Genomic DNA, 21,861 nt, shown 5'->3' on the forward strand with positions numbered 1-21,861 from the left:
CTGAGGAGGGAGAGCATGCCTAGGCCCCTAACCCGCAGGCAGCGGGAGATTCTCCAGTTCATCGTGGACTACACCCGCCGGCACGGATATCCCCCGTCCGTGCGGGACATCGGTGGGGCGTTGCACCTCACCAGCAGCTCCACCGTCCACAGCCACCTGAGCGCCCTCGAGAAGAAGGGATTCATCCGTCGGGATCCCAGCAAACCCCGGGCCATTGAGGTCATTCGGGACGATACGGCGCTTCCCCACAAGCGCCCTGTAGTGCTGCCCGTGGTGGGTCGGGTCACCGCGGGAGCTCCCATCTTGGCAGAGCAGAACATCGAGGACGCCTTCCTCCTGCCCGAGGATTTCCTGGGCCCGGGGGAGCACTTCCTTCTCCGGGTCCGGGGGGACTCCATGATCGGAGCAGGGATCTACGACGGAGACTACCTCATCGTGCGCCGGCAGTCCCATGCGGACAACGGGGACATCGTGGTGGCCCGGATCGGGGAGGAGGCTACGGTGAAACGGTTCTATCGGGAACCGGACGGCATCCGCCTTCAGCCTGAGAACCCCCTGCTGGAGCCGATCAAGTCCAGGGAAGTGGTGATCGAGGGGAAGGCGGTGGGCCTTCTTCGCCGCCTCCGCTGATCCCCTGCCGCAGCAGGGCCTGAATCCGACGCACCAGGAAGAGGGGGGCTTCCACTTCCACCCGCATCCCCTCTGGTCCATCCCGGCGGGCGAGTACCCGACCGTGCTCGTAGAGCGCATGGAGGATCCCGGCCTGTGCGTACGGGACCTCCAACGCGACCCGGGTGACGGGGTCCGGGATCGCCTCCCGGATCCGTTGGAGGAGCTCCGCAAGCCCCGTGCCATGGAGGGCACTGATGGGGACTCCGCCCGTCCGCGTCGCGATGCGCTCCACCTCCTCTGGGGGGAGGCGATCCACCTTGTTGAGGGCGAGGATGGAGGGTTTCCCACCCGCACCCAGGTCCGCCAGGATCCCCTCCACCACCTGTCGCTGCGCGGGCCAGTCGGGATGGGAGATGTCGAGGACGTGCACGAGCACATCCGCCTCCGTCACCTCCTCCAGGGTGGCCCGGAAGGCGGCGATGAGCTGGGGCGGGAGCTTACGGATGAACCCCACGGTGTCCACGAGAATCGCGCTCCCACCCCCGGGGAGCCGCACCCGACGGGCGGTGGGGTCCAGGGTAGCGAAGAGCTTGTCCTCCACGAAGACCCCTGCCTGGGTGAGGGCGTTGAGGAGCGTGGACTTGCCCGCGTTGGTGTACCCCACCAGGGCCACCACGGGCGTCTCCGCCTGCTGCCGGGCCCGCCGCTGCGTGCGGCGAACCTGACTGAGGATCGCAATCTCCCGCTGCAGATCCGTGATCCGGGCCCGGATTCTCCGTCGATCCATCTCCAGCTTCGTCTCGCCCGGACCCCGCGTACCGATCCCACCGCCCAGACGGGAGAGCAGCCCCCCCTTACCTGTCAGCCGCGGCAGCAGGTACGAGAGCTGCGCCAGCTCCACCTGCAACGCCCCTTCCCGGGTGCGGGCCCGGCGGGCGAAGATGTCCAGCACCAGGGCAGTCCGATCCAGCACCTTAACCCCCAACTCCTCCTCCAGGGTTCGCTGCTGGGCCGGGCTGAGCTCCTGATCGAAGACCACGAGATCCGCAGCTTCCAGCTCGACCAGGGACCGCAGCTCCCCTACCTTCCCCCTTCCGATCAGGGTTCCGGGATCCGGCCGGCGGCGGGTCTGCACCACCACATCCACCACCTCCGCGCCCGCGGTCTCCGCGAGCCGCCGCAGCTCCTCCAGGGTCTCGTCCGTGGACCAACCGTCCCCCCCAGGGACCTGCACGCCCACGAGAATGGCCCGCTCCGTCCTCCCCTCCACCTGCCGGTTGGTCGGAAGGCGGCGAAGGGCGGCCTCCGCAGACCGGATCCGCTCCGTGCTCCGTACGGTCTCCAGTTCCTCCGGATCAAGCGGCCCCTCCACCCGGGGCCCCCGGTGATCCAAGAAACTCACCCATGCCTCCGTGGGGGTGCCTTTCCGGTGTCCTACCGTCACCAGCAGATCCAACCGGACGCGCTCCAATAGGGCGAGGTCGGATTCCGTGGGTTCCGACAGCGCCTGGTTGTAGGCCAGCACCAACCGCAGGCCGCACAGCGCACCCCTGCGTCGGGCCAGCAGCCGTTCCTCCAGGCCCGGCCAGCTGCGCCCCACCAGCCCGTACACCACGGTGCCATGCCGCGAAATCAGAACCCCCACCTCCCGCTGCATCCGGTGCGCAAGGGAGGCGAGCCGCCGCGCCAGCTCCGGAGGGCAGGCGAGATCCTCGCGGACTACGAAAGTACGGAGCAAGGCAAGCTCCTGGCGGATGAAGCGGGGGAGCCGACGGGGAATCCCCAGGAGGAACGGCAGCCGCACCCTAGTCCACCCGCTGCAGGCGGCGTAAGGCCTCGCGCAGGCGGTGATCCGGAACCGTCAGGGACAGGCGCACGTATCCCTCGCCCCCTTCCCCGTAGCCCACTCCGGGGGTGAGGAGCACCCCCGTCCTCTCCAGAACATGGGCCGTGAAGTCCATGGAGCGGAACCCCTCCGGTACCCGCGCCCAGAGATAGAAGGTGGCCTGCGGCTTTTCCAGGCGCCAGCCCGCCTCCTGAAGGGCCGCCACCGCAAGATCTCGCCGGGCCTGGTAGATCCGAACCCGCTCCCGTACGGGTTCCTCAGGGCCCCGCAGGGCCGCCTCCCCGGCCCGCTGGATGGCCACGAACACACCGCTGTCGAGGTTGGTCTTCAGTTTCGCGAGGGCAGTCACCACCTCTGCGTTCCCGCACACGAACCCCAGCCGCCATCCCGTCATGCAGAACGTCTTCGAGAGGGAGTGGAATTCCACTCCTACTTCCCGCGCGCCCGAGGCCTGGAGGAAGGAGGGAGGGCGATAGCCGTCGTAGGCGATCTCGGAGTAGGAGTTGTCGTGCGCCACCACGATGCCGTACTCCCGGGCAAACCGTACCACCTCCTCGAACACCCTCAGGTCCGCGGTGGCGCCCGTGGGGTTGTTGGGGTAGTTCAGGAAAAGCAGGCGGGCCCGGCGGGCCACCTCCTCCGGGATTGATTCCAGGTCCGGAAGCCACCTCCGATCCGCCCGCAGCCGGAGGGGATGCACCTCTCCGTCCGCCAGGAGGGCCGCGGCCCCGTATACGGGATACCCCGGATCCGGCACCAGCACCACATCCCCCGGGTTCACCACGGCCCAGGGCAGGTGTGCAATTCCCTCCTTGGAGCCGATGAGGGCCAGCACCTCCCGATCGGGATCCAGCCGTACCCCGAACCGCCGCGCGTACCATTCGGCCACGGCTTGCCGAAACCCCCGGGTGCCCGCATACGGTGGATACGGATGGGTGGTGGGATCCTGCACCGCCTCCTGCAGGGCACGCACGATGTACTCGGGAGTGGGGAGGTCTGGATCTCCTACGGCAAGGCTCACCACCTCCACGCCGCTTCGCTCCAGCTCCTCCCTCCGGCGGTCCAGGTCCGCAAAGAGGTAGGGGGGAATTCGCTGCAGCCGTTGGGACTGTGGCATCTCGGCCTCCGCCCGATCAGGATCCCCGCAAAGCAACCCCTTCACCGACTCCCGCACGGACCCACTGCACGAGGTGTCCCGCCACCGCCTCCGGCGGGAGTCCCGTTACATCCAGCCACTGGATCCGCGGATCCGCCCGAAACCAGATGAGCTGGCGACGGGCGTAGCGGCGGGTGTTGCGCCGCCACCGCGAGATCGCCTCCGCCAGGCTCACCTCTCCGCGCAGGTACGCCGCGATCTCCCGGTACCCCAGGGCTTGGAGTGCGGGAGCCGAGGGAGGCACGCCTCCTTCCAGCAGCCTACGGACCTCCTCTACGAATCCCGCTTGAAGCTGCTCCTCGATGCGGCGGTCGATCCGGGTATAGAGCATGCCGCGGTCCATGGTGAGACCCACCCGCAGGGAGGGCTCCTCCGGTCCCCGACTCCGGATCTGGCTTGGCGGCACGCCCAGGTGGTGCCAGATCTCCAAGGCCCGGATGAGGCGCCGGAGGTTGGCGGGGTGGATTCTGGAAGCGCTTTCGGGATCCACCTCCCGGAGCCGCGCATAGAGCACCCCGGGGTGGCGGTACTCCTCTTCCTCCAGCCGCCGGCGCAGTTCCCAATCCGGCGGAACGGGAGGGATCTGCAGCCCATCCAGTATCGCCCGTACGTAGAGTCCGGTTCCCCCCACCAGCACCGGCACCCGGCCCCGGGCCCGGACCTGGACCAGGACCTCCCGGGCCAGCTGCTGGAACCGTTGGACAGTGAACACCTCGTGGGGATCCGCCACGTCCAGGAGGTGGTGGGGAACCCGGGCTCGCAGCTGCGGGGAGGGTTTTGCGGTCCCGATGTCCATCCCCCGGTACACGGTGCGGGAATCCGCGCACAGGATCTCCCCCCCGACCCGTTCCGCCACCAGCACTGCCACCTCCGTTTTCCCCACCGCCGTGGGACCCACGATGGCCAAGATGGGCAGCCGCCGCATCGCCTTCATTGTAGACCAACAGCAGGAGGAGGGAATCGCGTCCGGATCGAACACCTCATCGGTATGGATACCCCCATGATGCGGCAGTATGAGGCCCTCCGCCGGGCCTATCCAGGGACGCTCCTGCTGTTCCGGCTGGGGGACTTCTACGAGCTGTTCGGGGAGGACGCGGTGGTGGCGAGCCGGGTGCTGGACCTTGTCCTCACCTCCCGGCCTGTGGCAAAGGGGCGACGCGTTCCCATGTGCGGGATCCCGCACCACGCCCTGGAAAGCTATCTGGCGCGCCTCGTGGAGGCCGGATTCCGGGTGGCCATCTGCGAGCAGGTGGAGGATCCCAAGAAGGCCCGGGGCTTGGTGCGACGGGAGGTGGTGCGGGTTGTCACGCCCGGCACGGTCACCGAAGAGGGTCTCCTTCCTCCCCGGGCCAACGTATACGTGGGGGCGGTGGTGCATGGGATGGGGCGGTGGGGACTCGCCTTCGCGGATCTGCTCACCGGAGAGTTTCGGATCGCGGAGTTCCCGGATACGAACCTGGTGCGGGAGGAGGTGGCCCGGCGGGGGATCCGGGAGGTCCTGTATCCGGAGGGGGAATCTCCCCCTACCTTCCCGGAACCCTCCCCTGCCCTCACCCCCTATCCCACCTGGCGGTTCGACCCGGAGACCGCGCACCGCGCGCTGTGCGAGCAGTTCGGGGTCCAGGGGCTGGAGGGGTTTGGGTGTACGGAGGTACCGGTGGCCACCCGGGCGGCTGGCGCCCTCGTGCAGTACCTCCGGGAGACCCAGCGCAGCGAGCTCAGACACCTCCACCGGCTCCAGGTGGAGGTCCTTGGACAATTCCTGTTCCTGGATGGGGGTGCCATCCGCAGCCTGGAACTCCTGGAACCTCTTTGGGGCCGGAACCGGGAAGCCACGCTTCTGGGAGCTCTCGATCGGACCCGGACCGCCATGGGCGGCCGGCTGCTGCGCCAGTGGATCACCACCCCGCTCCGGGATCTCGATGGCATCCGGAAACGGCTGGACGCCACAGAGGAGCTCCTCTCCGCGTCCGCCCGGCCCCGGATCCGGGAGGTCCTGACGCGCTGTGCGGATCTCGAGCGCCTCGTGGGCCGGTGCGGACATGGGTCCGCACACCCCCGCGACCTAGTGGCTCTCGGCCGCACCCTGCGGGAGGTGGCGACGCTCCGGGAGCTGGTAGGGGGATTTCGAAGCACCCTGCTCCGGGACCTGGCAGAGGACCTGGACCCGCATTCGGAGCTTGCGGACCGCATCGAGCGGGCCCTGGTGCCGGACCCGCCGGTTACCTTCCGGGATGGAGGACTCATCCGGGATGGGTACGACTCGGATCTAGACGCCCTACGCCGGGCGGTACAGGAGGCCCAGGATTGGATTCGGAACCTGGAGGTCCGGGAGCGGGAACGCACGGGAATCAAATCCTTGAAGGTGGGGTACAACAAGGTGTTCGGGTACTACATCGAGGTAAGCCGGGCATACCGGGATCGGGTCCCTCCCCATTACGAGCGGCGGCAGACCCTGGTGGGCGCGGAGCGGTACGTGACCCCAGAGATGAAGGAGCGGGAGGCACTGATCCTGAACGCCCGGGAGCGGATGGTGGAGCGGGAGCAGGAGCTCTTCTTCGGGCTGCGGGAGGAGGTGGCCCGGCATGGTCCTACCCTCCTGCGAACCGCCCGGGCCATGGCCACCCTCGATGTGCTCACCACCCTTGCAGAGATAGCGGAACTCTACGGCTACACCCGGCCCGAAGTGGTGCCCGAGCCCGTTCTGGAGATCCGGGCAGGCCGACACCCCGTGGTGGAGCGTACGTTGCGGGAGGAGCGGTTCGTGCCCAACGACCTGTGGATGGACGCACACCGGCGGATCGCCATCGTCACGGGCCCCAACTTCGCAGGGAAATCCACCTACCTACGCCAGGCGGCCCTCATCGTAATCCTGGCCCAGATGGGCAGCTTCGTGCCCGCCGAATACGCCCGGGTGGGGCTGGTGGACCGGATCTTCACCCGCATCGGGACCGCGGACGACATCGCCTCGGGACGCAGCACGTTTCTCGTGGAGATGCAGGAGGTGGCGAACCTCCTCCACAACGCCACTCCCCACAGCCTGGTGCTGTTAGACGAAGTGGGCCGCGGTACCGCCACCTACGACGGGCTCAGCATCGCGTGGGCGGTGGTGGAATACCTGTGGAAACGGAAGAGGGCCCGGGTGCTGTTCGCCACCCACTACCACGAGCTCACAGAGCTCGCGGAGCGGCTTCCCGGAGTGTTCAACCTCAACGTGATGGTGCGGGAGGAACAGGATCGCATCGTGTTCCTCCACCGGGTGGCGGAGGGATCTTCCGACCGCTCCTACGGCATCCACGTAGCGCGGCTTGCGGGCCTCCCGCGGGAGGTGGTGGCTCGGGCGGAGGAGATCCTGGCCCGGCTGGAAGGGAGCGGGGAGCGGAAAGGCGTCTCGCCGGGCCTGGAGCGGCGGGTGGAGGCGATCCAGACGAGTCTCGCCCTCGGATCCCTCTCTCCGGGCGTGGGCTGGATTCCCCCGGATCGGGACGGTGCGGCAGAGGGAGGCACCCGCCCGCGATCCCGGCGCCGCACCATAGCCAGGCAGGCCTCCATCTTCCATGGCGAAGATCCAGATCCTTGAGGCATGGCTGGCGGACCGCATCGCGGCAGGCGAGGTGGTGGAACGCCCCGCCTCCGCGGTGAAGGAGCTGGTGGAGAACGCTCTGGATGCAGGCGCCCGGACCATCACCGTGGAGCTGGAGGAGGGCGGGTTCCGGCTCATCCGGGTGACGGACGACGGGGAGGGCATGGATCCCCAGGACGCGGTCACCAGCCTGCGCCGGTTCGCCACCAGCAAGATTGCCTCCCCGGACGACCTGTACCGCATCACCACCTTGGGCTTTCGGGGAGAGGCCCTCCCCAGCATCGCCGCGGTGTCCTACCTGGAGCTTGTAACCTCCGATGGGAACCGGGGCACCCGGGTGCGGGCAGAGGGCGGTGCGATCACGCGGGTGGAGGAGGTGGGCTCAGGTCGGGGGACCGTGGTCACCGTACGCCACCTGTTCTACAACACCCCGGCCCGCCGGAACTTCCTGCGGTCCGTTGCCCGCGAGGCCGCGCTCTGCGTGGAGGCGGTGGAGCGGCTCGCCCTGGCGCATCCGGAGGTGGCCTTCCGGGTGATCCGGGACGGCGAGGAGGTCCTGTGGTGCCCCGCCTCAGACGCGCTGGATCGGGCCGCACGGGTACTCCGTGCGCGGCCCGATCAGCTCCTCCCCATTCCAGACCTTCCCCGGGAGATGCGGGTGACCGGATTTGTGGGGATTCCGGAGCTGGCACGCCGCAGCCGCACGGGCCAGTACTTCTCCGTGAACCGCCGGCCCGTGCATAGCCCCCTACTGGCCCGGGCGGTGGAGCAGGGCGCGCATACGTTCATCCCCACGGGGCATTACCCGGTCTGCGTGGTGTTGGTCTTCCTTCCTCCCGTGGCCGTGGATCCCAACGTGCACCCCCGCAAGCTGGAGGTGCGGTTCGTCCACGAGGACCGGGTCTACCGGGCTGTGGAGGCCGCGGTGCGGGAGGCCTACCGATCCCGCTCCCTGGGGCGTACCCCCGAAGGTCCTCCCTCCAAGGCTTCCAGGTGGACAGAGGGCCGGCAGGAGCCGTTGCTGGTTCGTGAGCCCGGGGTGTGTTGGTCCACAGACCGTCCGGCTGAGCCACGCGGGCCTTCTCCTTTCCGGATCCTGGGCCAGGTGGTGCGGGCGTACATCGTAGCGGAGTCCCCGGAGGGTCTTGTGCTGATCGATCAGCACGCGGCCCACGAGCGGGTGCTGTACGAGCGGTTGTGCCATCGAACTCGGCTGCCAGGTCCCATGCAGACCTTGGCGGTCCCGGCCTCCGTGGCGCTCAGCGCCGCGGAGGCGCAGCTGGTGGAAGACCTCTCCCATGCCCTCCGGGAAGTGGGGTTTGTGGTGGAGCCCTTCGGCGGAAACACCTATCTCCTGCGGGCCGTCCCCGCGGTCGTCCGGGACGGCGCCACAGACCTTCTCCGCGCCTGCCTTCAGGATCTTCTCGCCGGCCCCCGGACCCGTTCCCTGGAGGATGCCGTAGACCGCATGCGGATCACGGTGGCCTGCCATGCCGCGGTGCGGGCCGGAGACGAACTCACCCCCGCGGAGATGGAGGCCCTGGTGGCGGATCTCCTACGGTGTCGGGATCCCTATACCTGCTTCCACGGCCGGCCCACCCTGGTGGCGTTGCCCCGGGAACGATTGGAGAGCTGGTTCCTACGCCGCTAGACGGACTGCCGCGGGTCCAGCCCTTCGCGCCCCTCACCCAACCGGCACGGGCTCTGCCACCCGCTCCCCCCGCAGGACCCAGGATCCCGCCTCCGTGATGCATACGCTTACCGTCCGGCCCACAAGGTCCCGGGTTCCGTCCAAGACCACCACCTTGTTGGTGCGGGTGCGGCCCACAACCCCCCCCTGCCTTCCGGGCTCCTCCACCAGCACTTCCTGGACCGTGCCCACCAGCCTTCGGTTCCGGGCGTAGGCCACCCGTTCCGCGAGCCGGTTTAAGACCTGCAGGCGGCGGTGCTTGGTCTGTTCGTCCACCTGGTCGGGGAAGGTGGCGGCCTTGGTGCCGGGCCGTGGGGAGTACACGGCGGTGTTGCAGGCATCGAACTGGACGGCTTCCACCAGCTTCAGGGTGTTCTCGAACTGCTTCTCGCTTTCGCCCGGAAAGCCCACGATGAGGTCTGTGGTAATGCTCGCTTCCGGGATGCACGAGCGGATGCGGTCCACGATGCGCAGGTAATCTGTCACCGTGTAGGTGCGGTGCATGCGGCGGAGGACTTCATCGTCTCCGGACTGAACCGGAAGATGGAAGTGCTCGCACACCTTGGGGAGTTCCGCCACGGTGCGAATGAGCTTCTCTGTCATGTCCCGGGGATGACTGGTGGTAAACCGGATGCGCTCGATGCCCGGCACCTCGTGGATGAAGCGCAAGAGGTCCGCCAGGTCCGTGCGGGGCCGGAGGTCGTGGCCGTAGGAGTCCACGTTCTGCCCGAGGAGGGTGACCTCCCGATATCCCTGCTCCGCCAGCTGCCGCACCTCCTGGAGCACCACCTCGGGGGGCACGCTGCGCTCCCGCCCCCGCACGAAGGGCACGATGCAAAACGTGCAGAACTTGTTGCAGCCGAGGATGATGTTCACGTAGGCCCGGATCCCCCCCGCGCGCGCCGTGGGCAGGATGGGTAGGGGCTCGTCCTTGGGAAACCGGTCCCACACCTCGTAGACAGGCTGGCACCCCTCCTGGGCCTGGCGCAGGAGCTCTGGGAGGCGGTGTAGATTGTGCACCCCGAACACCAGGTCCACGTGCGGGGCCCGGCGCAGTACCTCCTCCCGGTCCTTCTGCACCAGGCACCCTGCTACGCCCAGGATCAGGCCGGGTCGCCGCTGCTTGAGCCGCCGGAGCTCCCCCAACCGACCGTAGGCCCGCTCGTCCGCGTTCTCCCGGATGGTACAGGTGTTCACCAGGACCACGTCCGCCTCTTCAGGCCGCTCCGCGGGGACATACCCCATCTGCTCCAGTAGCCCCGCCAGGGTCTCCGAATCCCGGACGTTCATCTGACAGCCGTACGTGATGATGTGGTAACGCCTGGTCATGGCTCCTCCTCGGTTCCCCGAAGAAATCTTACACACGCCGGAGGGGGGAATTCGAGGGAAAGGGGGGCTGGCCAGCTGGAGTTTTGAAACGTTTAGCGAATCGTTTCAGCGTGGCCACCATCAAGGACGTAGCGCGGCTCGCGGGGGTCTCCCCGGCCACCGTCTCCGCGGTGCTCAACAACCGCGCCTCCGTGAGTGTGCCTCTGCGCCGCCGGGTGGAGCGGGCCATCCGGTCCTTGAACTATCACCCCAACGCCCTGGCGCGAGGGCTGAAGACGCGCCGCACCCACACCCTCGCCCTGCTCGTCTCCGACATCCGCAACCCCTTCTACACGGGCCTGGTGCGCGGGGTGGAGGACGTGGCCCAGGAGCACGCATACACGGTGATCCTGGGGAACAGCGACCGCCGGCCGGAGAAGATCCAGGGTTACTTGGCCACCCTGGTGGGACGCCGGGTGGAGGGGGTGATCCTGACCCACGTGATTCCCCGGAGCCACCTGGAGGCCCTTCGACGCCAGGGCCTCCAGGTGGTGTTCGTGGACGTCCGTCCCCGGCACCTCTACGCGGACGCGGTGGTGGTGAACAACGAGGAAGCCGCCCGCCAAGCGGTGTGGCATCTGATCGCGCACGGACGAAGGCGGATCGGCCTCCTGGGATTCCGTTCGGGGCTTTCCACGGGAGAGGAACGCCTAGCGGGCTACCGACGGGCCCTCCAGGAAGCGGGATTGCGGCCCGCGGGGCTTGTGGCACTCTCCCGGCTTTCCCTGGAGCACGCCCAGGAGGCCGCCCGGGAGCTCCTCCGGCGGAGGCCCGATGGAGTCTTTGCGGCCAACAACACCATGGTGCTGGCGGTCCTGCGGGCGGCCCGGGAGCTCGGCCTGCGGGTTCCGGAGGACTGTGCCCTGGTGGGGTTTGACGACGTGGAGTGGATGTCCGTGGCGGAACCACCGGTGACCACTGTGGCCCAGCCCATGTACGAGCTGGGAGCCGCTGCGGCCCGGTGCCTGCTCGATCGCCTCCGGGAGGGAAAAGACCGGGAGCCCCGGCTGGCAGCGCTCCGCGCGGACCTCGTGGTCCGACGTTCGTGCGGGTGTGAGGGATAACCGGGTGTCCAACGCCGTGCTTTCCCGCCTGGACAGCTGGCTCGACCGCGGCATCCTGCCGTTCCGCCCCACGTACGTGCGCCGGTTTTACCCAGACGGAGGTCGCCTGGGCCCTCTGGCTCGCTCAGGAGGCACTTCCCATCCGCGCCAGCGCCTGTGGAAGCCTGAACGCTGGATCGCCTCCTGTGTTCCGGCCACCAACCCCTCCCCCGTGCCGAACGAGGGGATCAGCTTCCTGGCCTTTCGGGTACCGCTCAGCTGGCCACAGGCCCTCCGTCTGCGCGGGGAGCGGATCCTGGGACCCCGTCACTTCGCCGCATATGGACCGGACTTTCCGGTCCTCACGAAGCTGCTCGACCCGGGAGAGCCCATCGTGTTCCATTTCCACGTCCGGGACGAGGACGTATGGCAGGACCCCGCCCGGTTCGGCTACCGGTTCGGCAAGGATGAGGCGTACTACTTTCTCGACGCTCCCAAAGGCCCGATCCCCTACACCCACGTGGGCCTTTACCCCGGGGTCACGCTCCGCGCTCTGCGCCAGGCCATCCAGCAGGGGCGGGAGCGGGCCCTGGAACTCTCCCCCGTGGTGCACCAGCGGGTCGGGGAAGGACTCTTCGTGCCGGCCGGTGTCCCCCACCGCCCAGGGACTGCCCTCACCCTGGAGATCCAGCAGCCCTCGGACGTGTACACCCTCCTGGAGCCCACCGCGGGAGGGACCCCCTGCCACCGGAACAGGTTCACCCTGGCTTTGCGCGCCTGGAGCAGGCCCTGAAGCGATTGGACTTCGAGACCGCGTGCGCGCCGGATCTGTTGGAGCGGAATCGTCTGGCTCCGGAGGGGATCATCCGTACCCGGGGCGGGGAGGAGGCGTGGATCTTTCCGCCCAGGCTCCGGAAGTTCAGCGGAAAGCGATTGGTGGTCTGGAAGCGGTTCGAGAGTACCGAGCAGGCCCCGTATGTCCTCTTCGTGTGGCGCGGGCGCGGCCGGTTGCTGGGCCATCCCCTGCGTCCGGGAACGGAGTGCTTTGTGATCGCGGAGGCGGCTCTGCACCCGCACGTCTACGAGGCGGAGGAGCCCCTTGAGGTGTTCAAGCTGCTCGGACCCGATCCGCAGACCTACGCGCCGAGGGAGGTGAGAGGGACGAACCCGATCCGCGCCTGAGTTCGGGCATTCAGCACGGTCAGAGGGGGTGAATCCTGTGAAGGCGGTACGATGGGGCGTGCTGGGTGTGGTGCTTCTCTCGTTGGTGGGCGTGGCATTCGCCGCGGCCCGGCCCTTCATGGGCCGGGCCGTTACGCTGGGGGTATTCGCGGGGGGTAGCCGGGGAGCCATCTCCTACTTCCGCTCCGCTACTTCCGCTTCGCGTGGGAGCAGCGCACGGGGGCCAAGCTGAATATCGTGGAGATCCCCTTCGATCAGCTCCCCACGAAGATCAAGACGGACCTCATCACCCGGGCGGGACGGTTCGACGGGTTCGTACCATGCGCTACCCTCTACGGAGACCTGGTGGCCAACAACTGGATCGTGCCGGTGGATCCATGGATCCGGGACCCGCGGTTTCCCCGCTGGGATCCGAACGACATGGGTCCGCCCATCCGGCAGCTCTATCGGTGGGGCGGACGGCAGTACGGGGCCAACTACGACGCGGACGCCTGGGTGCTCTACGGCCGGAGGGATCTCCTCAACGATCCTAAGGAGAAGGCCGCCTGCCAGGCCAAGTACGGGTATGCGCTACGGCTGCCGCGGACCATCAAGGAGCTTTTGGATGTGAGCGAGTTCTTCAACAACCGGGACTGGAACGGGGACGGGCGGCCGGATTTCGGCATCGTCCTCCCCCTCAAGGTAAATGCCCAGGGATTCTTCTTCTACCTGGCCTTCGCGGCCCCCTATGTGGTGGTCCCGGGCCCCACCGTGGACGAGTACCGCAACGTGTTCTTCTTCAACCCCCGTACCATGGAGCCGATCATCAACTCCCCCGGACACGTAAAGGCTCTGGAGGACTACATCCGGCTCACGAAGAACGGCCCCCGGGCCCAGCTGGGCTGGGATCTCGTGGAATCCTGGGATGTGTTCCTGAAGGGCAACGCGGCTTTGACCTACAGCCCCGGCGATATCGGGTCCCTCGCCAAGAACCCCGACCGCTCCCGGATCAAGGGCAAGCTCACCGCAGGCCCCATGCCGGCCAGCACGGAGTACTACGACCGGCGAACCGGCCGGTGGGTCCAGAAGCTCAACCGGGTCGGCAATCTGCTGGGCTGTTCGTGGCATGGCCTCATCAGCTCCCTCAGCCGCAACAAGGAGACCATCTACCACCTGTTCGCCTACATGGCGGAGCGGCCCCGGCTCTTCCAGATCACCACCTTCGGCTGGGGTGGGGTGGATCCCGGCAAGATCTACGACTTCCCACCGGAGGTGAGCAACGGCCAGGGCACCGGATCCATCCAGGCCTACCTCCAGCAGGGTTTCGACCGGGAGGACGCTCTGGACTGGCTGCGGGCCTATTGGCAGAACTACTACGAGATGGATGCCTGGCAGGAGTACCTCCGCATCCCGGGCGCCCCGGAGATGATCAACAGCCTTGACCTGCACCTCAGCCAGGCCCTGGTAGGGCGGGAGACGCCCAAGCAGGCCCTCGATGCCGTGGCCCGGGAATGGACGGAGATCGTGAACAAGCTGGGCCGGGAGAAGCTACGGCGCGCGTACCAGGAGTCCATTGGCTACGGCAGGCCTGCACCCCGGTACCGGCCGCGCTAGGAGGGAGAGGTGCGGGGCGAGGGGATCAAGTGGGCGCTGCTTCTGCCCGCGGTAGGGTGGATTCTGACCTTCACCGTCTACCCTCTCCTCTTCTCCCTGCTTCTCTCGTTCCGGAATTGGAATCTCACATCCCCGCCCACCTGGACGGGGTTCGCCAACTACGTGCGGGTTGTGCAGGACCCCCGCATGCACAACGCGCTCCGGGTGACGGGTCTCTTTGTGGGAGCGACGGTCAGTGCGGAGCTCCTGTTGGGGTTCGTGCTCGCCCTGCTCTTCCACCGGCCCATGTGGGGGATCCGTGCCCTGCGGGCGGTGGTGGTAGCGCCCCTGTTTACCTCTCCCATCGCCCTGGCCTTTCTGGGCATGATGCTCTTCCACGAAGAGGACGGGCCTATCGCGCACCTCGTCCGAGCCGTGGGCTTCGGGAAGGTCCACTGGCTCTCGGATCCCGCCACCGCCCTGGGATCCGTGGTGCTCCTGGATATCTGGCAGTGGACTCCCTTCGCCTTCCTGGTGTTCCTCGCCGGCCTCCAGGGGCTTCCTACGGAGCCCCTGGAGGCCGCCATCGTGGACGGTGCGGGGCGGTGGGCTCTTTTTCGGCACGTGCTGCTTCCCCTGTTGGCGCCCGTGATCGTCACCGCCCTACTGTTCAAGCTCATCTACTCCGTGAAGGTCTTCGACCTCGCGTTCGGACTCACGGGAGGCGGCCCCGGGATCTCCACGGAGGTTCTGGCTCTGTACATCCACCGGCAGGGCCTGGAGTTCTTCAACCTGGGATATGCCTCTTCCCTATCGTACATCTTTCCCGTCCTGGTGTCCCTGACATGCATGGGTCTGGTGCTCCGAGTACGGCATCTGTACGAACGTCTCTAGCCGCTCGCTCCTCCCGAGGGCTCGCGCGCCGGATGGAGCGGGTGGGGCTGGGAGTGCTGCTCTTGGCGGTCCTGGTTTGGGTGCTGTTTCCCCTCTACTGGGCTGGGATTACCTCCCTCAAGGAGCCCACGGAAACCTTTCGCCCCACCCTCCTTCCCTTCGTGCAGTTCATGCCCACCCTGGCCAACTGGCAGGACCAGCTCCAGCTGGCGGGGCGCGACATCCTCCGGGACCTCCAGAACAGCCTGCTCGTAGCCGCTGCGAGCGCTTCCCTGGCGCTCCTGCTCGGAACCATGGCAGGATACGCCCTGGCCCGCTTTCCGATCCACATCGGCCCCCTCCGCAACCACGACATCGCCACCTGGTTCCTCTCCCAGGTGATCCTCCCCCCCGCGGTGGTGGTCATTCCCTTCTTCCTGTTCATGCAACGGCGAGGCCTCCTGGACACGCCCACATCCCTCATCCTCGCGCACACCACCATGAACCTACCGCTTGCCACCTTGCTCATGCGCGATACCTTTCTGGGACTTCCCGTGGAGCTGGAGGAGGCCGCTATGGTGGACGGAGCCAGCCGTTGCGCGCCTTCGTGCACGTAGCACTCCCCCTCGCATCCCCTGCCCTGGTCTCCACCGGGATCCTGGCCTTCGCCTTCTCCTGGAACGAGTTCATCTATGCCCTCACGCTCACGTTTGAACGGGCCACCACCATCCCCCTTCTGATCGCGGGGGCCAAGATGAGCCAGGGGATCCAGTTCTGGTTCGTGTCCGTCCGCGTGCTGTTGGCCCTCCTGCCTCCCGTGCTTCTGGCATTCGCCGTCCAGCGGTATGTGGTACAGGGCCTCACCCTGGGAGCGCTGCACTAGCGATGCCGCAGGCGCTGAGCGTGGGGATTATGGTGGCCGACGTGATGGTGCGGACCGTGGGTGCCTGGCCGGAGTTGGGACACCTTCGGCTGGTGGAATCCATCGAGCTGCGGAGCGGAGGCCTCGCCCATACCACGGCCATCACCCTGGCCAAACTGGGGGTCCCTACCGCCGCGGTGGGGCGCGTAGGAAAGGACGTCTTCGGGAGCTACCTCATCCAGGCGCTCCGGCAGCACGGGGTGGAGCCCCACGTGACGGAGGATCCCGTGACCGGCACCTCCGTCACCGTGGTGGCGGTGGCCCCCGGCGGGGAGCGATCTTTCCTCCACTTCCCGGGCGCCAATGCCCACCTTGGCCCGGAGGACGTCCCCGACCACCTCCTGGAGGGAGCAAGGATCCTACACCTGGGCGGGTACTTCCTGCTGCCCGGCATGGACGGTCTCCCCGCGGCCCGGTTGCTGGAGCGCGCACGGGCCCGGGGGTGCCGTACGAGCGTGGACGTAGCCTGGGACGCCCGGGGCCGCTGGATGGAGGACCTAGCTCCCTGCCTGGAGCATGTGGACACCCTGTTCGCCAACCAGGACGAAGTGGCGCAGCTGGTGGGGATGCGGGATCCCCAACGGGCAGCGGCCGTCTTGCGGAAGCGGGGGGTGGGCGTGGTGGCGGTGAAGCTGGGCGAACGGGGAGCGTACGTGGACGCGGGGGAGTGGCAGGGATGGGTTCCCGCGTTCGAGGTCCCGTGGTGGACACCACGGGTGCGGGAGATGCCTTCTGTGGCGGATTCCTGGCCGCCTGGCTACAGGGCTGGAGCTGGGAGGAAGTCACCCGCTTTGCGAACGCAGTGGGGGCGCTCTGCGTGACCGCGGTGGGAGGCACGGCGGGCGTGCGGAGCTTCGAGGAGACCATGGATTTCCTGCGTCGAGCGCGGGTTCGAAACTGAGGGGAAAGGGGGGGACGGCGATGCCGTTACGGGATCTGCGCGGGCAAACGGTGCGGCGCTCGGGAGAGGAGCTCGTCCGCCACCTGCAGCATTTCGTCCTGGAGCCGAAGTTCTCCGTTGGGGTGTGGTACCTCTCCCCCTTCGCCAGCCGTTTCCATGACAAGTACACGCCGGACCGGGATCTTCCGGCCCGCCTGGACCTAATCGCAAGCCTCAAGGGCCGTGGGGTGGTAGGCGTGGAGGCCCACTACCCCACGGAGCTCAACGAGGACAACCTGGACCGGTGGAGGGCTTTTATTCGGGATACGGGGATTCGACTCGTAGCCCTGGCGCCGGGGATCTTCTACGACCGGGACTTCGAATTCGGAGCCCTCTCCTCGCACCTTCCCGAGGTCCGGCGCAAGGCCATCCAGCGCACCATCCGCACCTTGGAGCTCTGCCGGGAGCTTGCGGCGGACGTGGCCATCCTCTGGCCGGGAATCGACGGCTACGAGAACCCCTTTGGCCAGAACTTCGCAGAACTGCGAGCGCGGTTCGCGGAAGGGCTGGCGGAGGCCATGGACGCGGTGCCCGGCGTCCGGGTGGCGTTTGAACCCAAGCCGTACGAGCCCCGCGGTCGTATTCTCTTCGGCACCACGGCGGAGGGGCTGCTCCTGGCCCACCGGGTGGAGGGAATGCTCTCCCACCCGGAGAACCGGCGGCTCCTCCAGGAGGGGCACGCCGGGGGTCCTGGAATCGCCGGAGGTCAGCGGGAGGATCGCGGAGGAAGCCGCCCGGGCCACAGGGCTTCGGACGGGAACGCCTGTGGTGGCGGGAGCGGGCGACCAGGCAGCCCAGGCGGTGGGGACGGGGATCGTACGGGCGGGGCTCGTCTCCGTTACCATCGGCACCTCCGGGGTGGTGTTCGCGCACCTGGACGAGTTGAGGGTGGATCCCCGTGGGAGGGTACACACCTTCTGCGCCGCGGTTCCGGGGAGATGGCATGTAATGGGGGTGATGCTGGCGGCCGGGGGGGGCGCTGCGCTGGTTGCGGGAGGCGCTCCGGGTAGAGGCCTGGGAGAAGACCGATCCCTACGACCAGATGACCGCGGAGGCCGCTTCCACCCCTCCGGGGGCGGAGGGGCTCATCTTCCTTCCCTATCTCTCGGGCGAGCGCACCCCGCACGCGGATCCCTTCGCCCGGGGAGCCTTCGTGGGGCTCACCCTCCGGCACCGCCGGGAACACCTGGTGCGGGCGGTGCTGGAGGGCGTGGCGCTCGGACTGCGGGATGCCTTCGAGATCCTGCGGGCCATGGGGGTGGCGACTCAGGAGGTCCGGATCTCCGTGGGGGGTGCCCGAAGCCCGCTCTGGCGCCAGATCCTCGCGGACGTACTCGGGACGGAGGTCGCCACCGTGACCACCACAGAGGGCACCGCATACGGAGCCGCTCTGTTAGCGGGCGTGAGGGTGGGCGCCTTTGTCTCCGTGGAGGCCGCGTGTGAGCGTACCGTGCACGTGGTGGATCGGACCTCTCCGGGCGAAGCCGGAGGACGCTACGAGGAACTGTACCGGGTGTACGTCGAACTCTACCCTGTGCTCCGGCGGGGGATGCACGTCCTGGGGCGGTTGCGCTGATGGGGGAGCGCGAAACGCTTGTAGTGGAACGTCAACGGCCGGCCCACGGCCGGCCGATCGTCCCTTCGATCCGATTCCGGGAGCTCAACATTCTCCTGGCGCTCGGAGTCCTCGTCGCCTTCTTCTCCTGACGCAACCCCACCTTCCTCTCCGCTTCCAACCTCAACATCATCCTCCGGGACATGTCCCGCTATACCCTGCTGGGGGTAGGGGAGACGTTGGTGATCATCACGGGCGGAATCGACCTCTCCGTGGGATCCGGGGAATCCCCATGCCCTTCGTGGTCCTGCTGCTGGTGGCGGGATTGTGCGGGATGATCCTGCACGCCACGGTGCTGGGCCGGCACCTGTACGCGGTGGGAGGGAACCTCCAGGCAGCCCGGGCCGCGGGCATCCACGTGGATGGGGTCCGCATCTTCGCGTACGGAGCCTGTGGGTTCATCGCGGGGCTTACGGGGATCGTGGTGGCCGCCCGACTGGGGCAGGGCAATCCCAACGTGGGCAGCGCATACGAACTGTGGGCCATCGCTGCCACCGTCATCGGTGGCACGAGCCTGTTGGGCGGGGAAGGAACGATCCTAGGGGCACTCCTGGGGGGCGCGCTCATGGCCGTGGTGGTGAACGGGATGATCCTCGTGGATGTCTCCTCGTACCACCAGGACATCGTGTTGGGCTTCATTCTGCTCACCGCCGTCACCGTGGACATCCTCCGGCGGCGGAAAACCCCATGAAGGGAGGGATGCACATGAGAGGGACGATCCTTCTGGTGGCCGCGGTGCTGGCCGCCGTGGCGCTTGTGGGTCAGGGCGCAGAACCCGCGCCCCAGATCCGCGTGGTGGTGATCAGCAAGTCCGTACATCCTTACTGGGCCAACGTAGAGCGGGGCGTAAAGGCCGCGGCCCAGAAGCTGGGTGTCCAGGCTGTCTTCTTCGTGCCGCAGAAGGAGGACGTAGCTGCCCAGATCAGCACCATGGAGACCTACATTGCCCAGAAGGTCTCCGGCATCGCCGTCGCTCCCTCGGATCCTAAAGCGCTTGGGCCCACCATCAAGAAGGGGCGGGACGCGGGAATCCCGGTGATCACGCTGGACACGGACGCACCTGAGAGCGTGCGGATCGCGTACATCGGAACGGACAACCTGGCCGCGGGTCGCATTGCGGGCCGCGAGATGCGTCGGCTATTGCCGCGAGGAGGGAAGGTGGCCATCGGAACGGGGAGCCTCACAGCCCTGAACTCCCTGCAGCGCATCGAGGGATTCAAGCAGGCCATCCAAGGAAGCCTCATCCGCATCGTGGCCACCAACAACGACCGGGAGGACGCGGCTACCGCGGTGAGCCTCGCAGCCGCCACCCTCCGGGCCCATCCAGATCTGGCCGGTGCGTACGGGGTGTATGCCTACAACGGTCCCGCCTGGGCTCGCGCGGCCAAGGAGGCGAAGGTGGCGGGGAAGCTCCGGATCGTGGCCTTCGACGCCACGGACGAGCACATCGCCCTGCTCCGGGAGGGTGTCATCCACGTGCTCGTGGCCCAGCGGGAGTACTTTCAGGGCTACAGGAGTGTGGAGCTCTTGACCCTCATGGCCCGGGAGGGGGTGGAGCAGGCCCTGCGGCTCTCTAGGGTGCCTCCCAGCCGCATCGTGGACACGGGCGTGGACGTGGTGACCCGGGCCACCCTTGCCGCGTACGCAAGGAAGCTGGACGAGCTGGGGATCCCGCGCACATGGAGGCCATGAGGGTACCGCTCCTCCGGGCGCGAGGGATCAGCAAGCGGTTCGGGGCCGTCCAAGCCCTGCGGGATGTGGATGTGGATCTGTACGCGGGGGAGGTTCTGGGGCTGGTGGGCGACAACGGGGCAGGAAAATCCACCCTCATCAAGATCCTCTCGGGGGTCTATCCACCGGATGCGGGCAGCATCGATCTGGAGGGGCGACCCGTACGGTTCAGCAGCCCCCGGGAGGCCCGGGCCGCGGGCATCGAGACCATCTACCAGGACCTCGCCCTCGCGGAGAACCTGGACGTGGCGGGGAACATCTTTCTGGGCCGGGAGCCGGGATACGGATGGGGAGTGCTTCGAATTCTCGCCCGCCGTCAGATGGAGACGGCTTCCGCACAGGTCCTCCAGCGGCTGGAGATCTCTCTTCCCTCCGTGCGGACCCTGGTGCGGCACCTGTCCGGTGGGCAGCGTCAGGCGGTGGCCATCAGCCGCGCAGTATACTGGGAGGCCCGCATCGTGATCATGGACGAACCCACCGCAGCCCTGGGGGTGCGGGAGCGTGCCCGGGTGCTGGAGCTGGTCCGTCGTCTGCGGGAACAGGGCAAAAGCGTGCTCCTCATCAGCCACAGCATGCCCGATATCTTCGCGGTGTGCGATCGGATCGTGGTCCTGCGCCGGGGGCTGCGGGTGGGAGAGCGGCGTACCGCACAGACCACGGAGGAGGAGATCGTACGGATGATGATGGGGGTGGAGGCGGCTTAGGGTGGCACAGAAGACGGGTGGGGTGGCGGCCTCCCCGGCCCGGGGACCGCAACGGATGGAGATCTCGTACGAGCTCGCCATGCTGGCGGCCCTGGGCTTCCTCATGGCCCTGGTAGGAACCCTCGCCCCCCGCTTCCTGCAGCCGGACAACCTCTTCCAGATCGCCCGCAACTTCGCCTTCATCGCGGCGGCAGGTGTGGGCGAGGCCCTGGTGATCCTGAGCGGCGGGGGTGGGATCGACCTCTCCGTGGGGTCCGTGATGAGCCTGGGGGGCGTGGTCACCACAAAGCTGTTGAGCCTGGGGTACGGACTTCTGCCCGCCATAGGGACGGGGGTGTTGGCCGGAGTGCTGGCCGGTGCCGCAAACGGTCTCCTGGTGACCCGGGCCCGCATGACCCCCCTTATCCCCACCCTGGGCATGCTCTCCATCGCGGGGGGACTTGCCCTGGTCATCACCCGGGGCTTCCCCATCACCGACCTCGGCCCCCAGGCGGACCTGTTCGTGTCCCTGGGCGCGGGATTCGTGGGCCCGGTTCCCGCACCGGTGATCTATATGGTGGTCGTGGTCCTCCTGGGTTGGCTTCTGACCACCCGCACGCCCTACGGCTACAACCTGTACGCGGTGGGCGGGAACGCGGAGGCGGCCCGCCTGGCGGGGATTCCCGTGGGCCGGGTGCGGTTCTTTGCGTACGTGACCAGCGGGGGCCTCGCGGCCCTCACCGGGATTCTTCTCGCGGCCCGGCTCTCCGTGGGGGACGCTACTCTGGGACAGGGAATGGAGCTCAGCGTCATCGCCGCGGTGGTGATCGGAGGAGTGAGCTTACAGGGCGGACGTGGCTCTATCCTGGGCCTGTTTATCGGAGCCGCCCTTATCGAAGTACTGCAGAACGCCATGGTCATTGTGGGAGTCCCCGCCTTCTGGCAGCAGGTGGTGATCGGGATCACCATCATCGCGGCCGTGCTGGTGGACCGGCTGCGGGTGCGTCTGATGTCTGTGTGAAAGGGGGTGATGGACGGAGAGCAC

At 67.8% G+C, this 21,861-nt stretch carries 22 protein-coding genes; 18 read left to right on the forward strand and 4 right to left on the reverse strand.

The genetic code is table 11. The features are described 5' to 3' along the window. Positions 1-15 precede the first annotated feature (15 nt). Positions 16-630 carry a transcriptional repressor LexA gene (lexA, locus tag N0A24_04390; GenBank protein MCS7172636.1) on the forward strand — a complete coding sequence of 205 codons (615 nt, stop codon included), beginning with the start codon at positions 16-18 and terminating at the stop codon, positions 628-630. On the opposite strand, the gene hflX is transcribed toward lexA, so the two are convergent. The 3 genes from hflX to miaA are packed head-to-tail and all read right to left on the reverse strand — an operon-like array spanning position 569 to position 4,539. Next, positions 569-2,416, reverse strand: coding sequence for a GTPase HflX (gene hflX, locus N0A24_04395; protein MCS7172637.1), 1,848 nt, complete (start codon positions 2,414-2,416; stop codon positions 569-571). The two genes, lexA and hflX, sit on opposite strands and share 62 nt — an antisense overlap. Before the next feature lies 1 nt (position 2,417). Continuing rightward, positions 2,418-3,575, reverse strand: coding sequence for an LL-diaminopimelate aminotransferase (locus N0A24_04400; protein MCS7172638.1), 1,158 nt, complete (start codon positions 3,573-3,575; stop codon positions 2,418-2,420). A 16-nt stretch (positions 3,576-3,591) separates the two neighbouring features. After that, positions 3,592-4,539, reverse strand: a complete 948-nt coding sequence (gene miaA, locus N0A24_04405) for a tRNA (adenosine(37)-N6)-dimethylallyltransferase MiaA (GenBank protein ID MCS7172639.1) — start codon at positions 4,537-4,539, stop codon at positions 3,592-3,594. A gap of 78 nt (positions 4,540-4,617) precedes the next feature. Here miaA and mutS point away from each other — a divergent pair, with 78 nt between their 5' ends. Together mutS and mutL are read left to right on the forward strand one after the other, a co-directional pair. Then, positions 4,618-7,194: a DNA mismatch repair protein MutS gene (gene mutS, locus N0A24_04410; GenBank protein ID MCS7172640.1), complete on the forward strand. Its 2,577-nt coding sequence runs from the start codon at positions 4,618-4,620 to the stop codon at positions 7,192-7,194. Next, complete coding sequence (gene mutL / locus N0A24_04415; protein MCS7172641.1) at positions 7,172-8,848, forward strand: DNA mismatch repair endonuclease MutL; 1,677 nt, start codon at positions 7,172-7,174, stop codon at positions 8,846-8,848. The genes mutS and mutL overlap by 23 nt, the downstream gene beginning before the upstream one ends. A gap of 33 nt (positions 8,849-8,881) precedes the next feature. On the opposite strand, the gene miaB is transcribed toward mutL, so the two are convergent. Beyond that, positions 8,882-10,216 carry a tRNA (N6-isopentenyl adenosine(37)-C2)-methylthiotransferase MiaB gene (miaB, locus tag N0A24_04420; GenBank protein MCS7172642.1) on the reverse strand — a complete coding sequence of 445 codons (1,335 nt, stop codon included), beginning with the start codon at positions 10,214-10,216 and terminating at the stop codon, positions 8,882-8,884. 110 nt (positions 10,217-10,326) lie between these two features. On the opposite strand from miaB, the gene N0A24_04425 reads away from it, so the two are divergent. The 15 genes from N0A24_04425 to N0A24_04495 all read left to right on the forward strand — a co-directional run bounded on the left by N0A24_04425 (position 10,327) and on the right by N0A24_04495 (position 21,837). Further along, positions 10,327-11,319 (forward strand): LacI family transcriptional regulator, encoded by a 993-nt coding sequence (locus N0A24_04425; protein MCS7172643.1) that lies wholly within the window; start codon positions 10,327-10,329, stop codon positions 11,317-11,319. A 4-nt stretch (positions 11,320-11,323) separates the two neighbouring features. After that, the gene (locus N0A24_04430) at positions 11,324-12,091 is read left to right on the forward strand and encodes a hypothetical protein (protein ID MCS7172644.1); all 768 of its coding nucleotides are present in this window, start codon (positions 11,324-11,326) and stop codon (positions 12,089-12,091) included. A gap of 5 nt (positions 12,092-12,096) precedes the next feature. Beyond that, entirely contained in the window at positions 12,097-12,480 is a 384-nt protein-coding gene (locus N0A24_04435; GenBank protein MCS7172645.1) for a hypothetical protein, read from the forward strand. 28 nt (positions 12,481-12,508) lie between these two features. Then, positions 12,509-12,712: a hypothetical protein gene (locus tag N0A24_04440; GenBank protein MCS7172646.1), complete on the forward strand. Its 204-nt coding sequence runs from the start codon at positions 12,509-12,511 to the stop codon at positions 12,710-12,712. 5 nt (positions 12,713-12,717) lie between these two features. After that, positions 12,718-14,073, forward strand: coding sequence for an ABC transporter substrate-binding protein (locus N0A24_04445; protein MCS7172647.1), 1,356 nt, complete (start codon positions 12,718-12,720; stop codon positions 14,071-14,073). 9 nt (positions 14,074-14,082) lie between these two features. Next, positions 14,083-14,946 (forward strand): sugar ABC transporter permease, encoded by an 864-nt coding sequence (locus tag N0A24_04450; GenBank protein MCS7172648.1) that lies wholly within the window; start codon positions 14,083-14,085, stop codon positions 14,944-14,946. A 32-nt stretch (positions 14,947-14,978) separates the two neighbouring features. Then, positions 14,979-15,542, forward strand: coding sequence for a hypothetical protein (locus N0A24_04455; GenBank protein ID MCS7172649.1), 564 nt, complete (start codon positions 14,979-14,981; stop codon positions 15,540-15,542). Continuing rightward, the gene (locus N0A24_04460) at positions 15,521-15,808 is read left to right on the forward strand and encodes an ABC transporter permease subunit (protein ID MCS7172650.1); all 288 of its coding nucleotides are present in this window, start codon (positions 15,521-15,523) and stop codon (positions 15,806-15,808) included. Before N0A24_04455 ends, N0A24_04460 begins: the two co-directional genes overlap by 22 nt. A gap of 2 nt (positions 15,809-15,810) precedes the next feature. Next, on the forward strand, positions 15,811-16,668 hold the full coding sequence (locus tag N0A24_04465; protein MCS7172651.1) for a carbohydrate kinase family protein: 858 nt from the start codon (positions 15,811-15,813) through the stop codon (positions 16,666-16,668). 100 nt (positions 16,669-16,768) lie between these two features. Beyond that, positions 16,769-17,797, forward strand: a complete 1,029-nt coding sequence (locus tag N0A24_04470; GenBank protein MCS7172652.1) for a TIM barrel protein — start codon at positions 16,769-16,771, stop codon at positions 17,795-17,797. Next, positions 17,776-18,363: an FGGY-family carbohydrate kinase gene (locus N0A24_04475; GenBank protein ID MCS7172653.1), complete on the forward strand. Its 588-nt coding sequence runs from the start codon at positions 17,776-17,778 to the stop codon at positions 18,361-18,363. Before N0A24_04470 ends, N0A24_04475 begins: the two co-directional genes overlap by 22 nt. 271 nt (positions 18,364-18,634) lie before the next feature. Then, positions 18,635-19,093: an ABC transporter permease gene (locus N0A24_04480; GenBank protein ID MCS7172654.1), complete on the forward strand. Its 459-nt coding sequence runs from the start codon at positions 18,635-18,637 to the stop codon at positions 19,091-19,093. A gap of 14 nt (positions 19,094-19,107) precedes the next feature. Next, a complete protein-coding gene (locus N0A24_04485; GenBank protein MCS7172655.1) occupies positions 19,108-20,094 on the forward strand; it encodes a sugar-binding protein in 987 nt (328 codons plus the stop codon). Next, positions 20,091-20,837 (forward strand): ATP-binding cassette domain-containing protein, encoded by a 747-nt coding sequence (locus N0A24_04490; protein MCS7172656.1) that lies wholly within the window; start codon positions 20,091-20,093, stop codon positions 20,835-20,837. The genes N0A24_04485 and N0A24_04490 overlap by 4 nt, the downstream gene beginning before the upstream one ends. A 1-nt stretch (position 20,838) precedes the next feature. Further along, positions 20,839-21,837, forward strand: a complete 999-nt coding sequence (locus tag N0A24_04495; GenBank protein ID MCS7172657.1) for an ABC transporter permease — start codon at positions 20,839-20,841, stop codon at positions 21,835-21,837. Positions 21,838-21,861 lie beyond the last annotated feature (24 nt).

It is taken from the genome of Armatimonadota bacterium, assembly GCA_025059775.1.
In the GTDB taxonomy this organism is placed as follows: Bacteria; Sysuimicrobiota; Sysuimicrobiia; order Sysuimicrobiales; family Sysuimicrobiaceae; genus Sysuimicrobium.

Bases quoted from the DNA above. Each gene is read 5' to 3' on its own strand.
- lexA (MCS7172636.1), top strand. From the start codon at position 16: ATGCCTAGGCCCCTAACCCGCAGGCAGCGGGAGATTCTCCAGTTCATC.
- N0A24_04400 (MCS7172638.1), bottom strand. From the start codon at position 3,575: ATGCCACAGTCCCAACGGCTGCAGCGAATTCCCCCCTACCTCTTTGCG.
- miaA (MCS7172639.1), bottom strand. From the start codon at position 4,539: ATGCGGCGGCTGCCCATCTTGGCCATCGTGGGTCCCACGGCGGTGGGG.
- mutS (MCS7172640.1), top strand. From the start codon at position 4,618: ATGCGGCAGTATGAGGCCCTCCGCCGGGCCTATCCAGGGACGCTCCTG.
- mutL (MCS7172641.1), top strand. From the start codon at position 7,172: ATGGCGAAGATCCAGATCCTTGAGGCATGGCTGGCGGACCGCATCGCG.
- miaB (MCS7172642.1), bottom strand. From the start codon at position 10,216: ATGACCAGGCGTTACCACATCATCACGTACGGCTGTCAGATGAACGTC.
- N0A24_04455 (MCS7172649.1), top strand. From the start codon at position 14,979: ATGGAGCGGGTGGGGCTGGGAGTGCTGCTCTTGGCGGTCCTGGTTTGG.
- N0A24_04465 (MCS7172651.1), top strand. From the start codon at position 15,811: ATGCCGCAGGCGCTGAGCGTGGGGATTATGGTGGCCGACGTGATGGTG.
- N0A24_04470 (MCS7172652.1), top strand. From the start codon at position 16,769: ATGCCGTTACGGGATCTGCGCGGGCAAACGGTGCGGCGCTCGGGAGAG.
- N0A24_04480 (MCS7172654.1), top strand. From the start codon at position 18,635: ATGCCCTTCGTGGTCCTGCTGCTGGTGGCGGGATTGTGCGGGATGATC.
- N0A24_04485 (MCS7172655.1), top strand. From the start codon at position 19,108: ATGAGAGGGACGATCCTTCTGGTGGCCGCGGTGCTGGCCGCCGTGGCG.
- N0A24_04490 (MCS7172656.1), top strand. From the start codon at position 20,091: ATGAGGGTACCGCTCCTCCGGGCGCGAGGGATCAGCAAGCGGTTCGGG.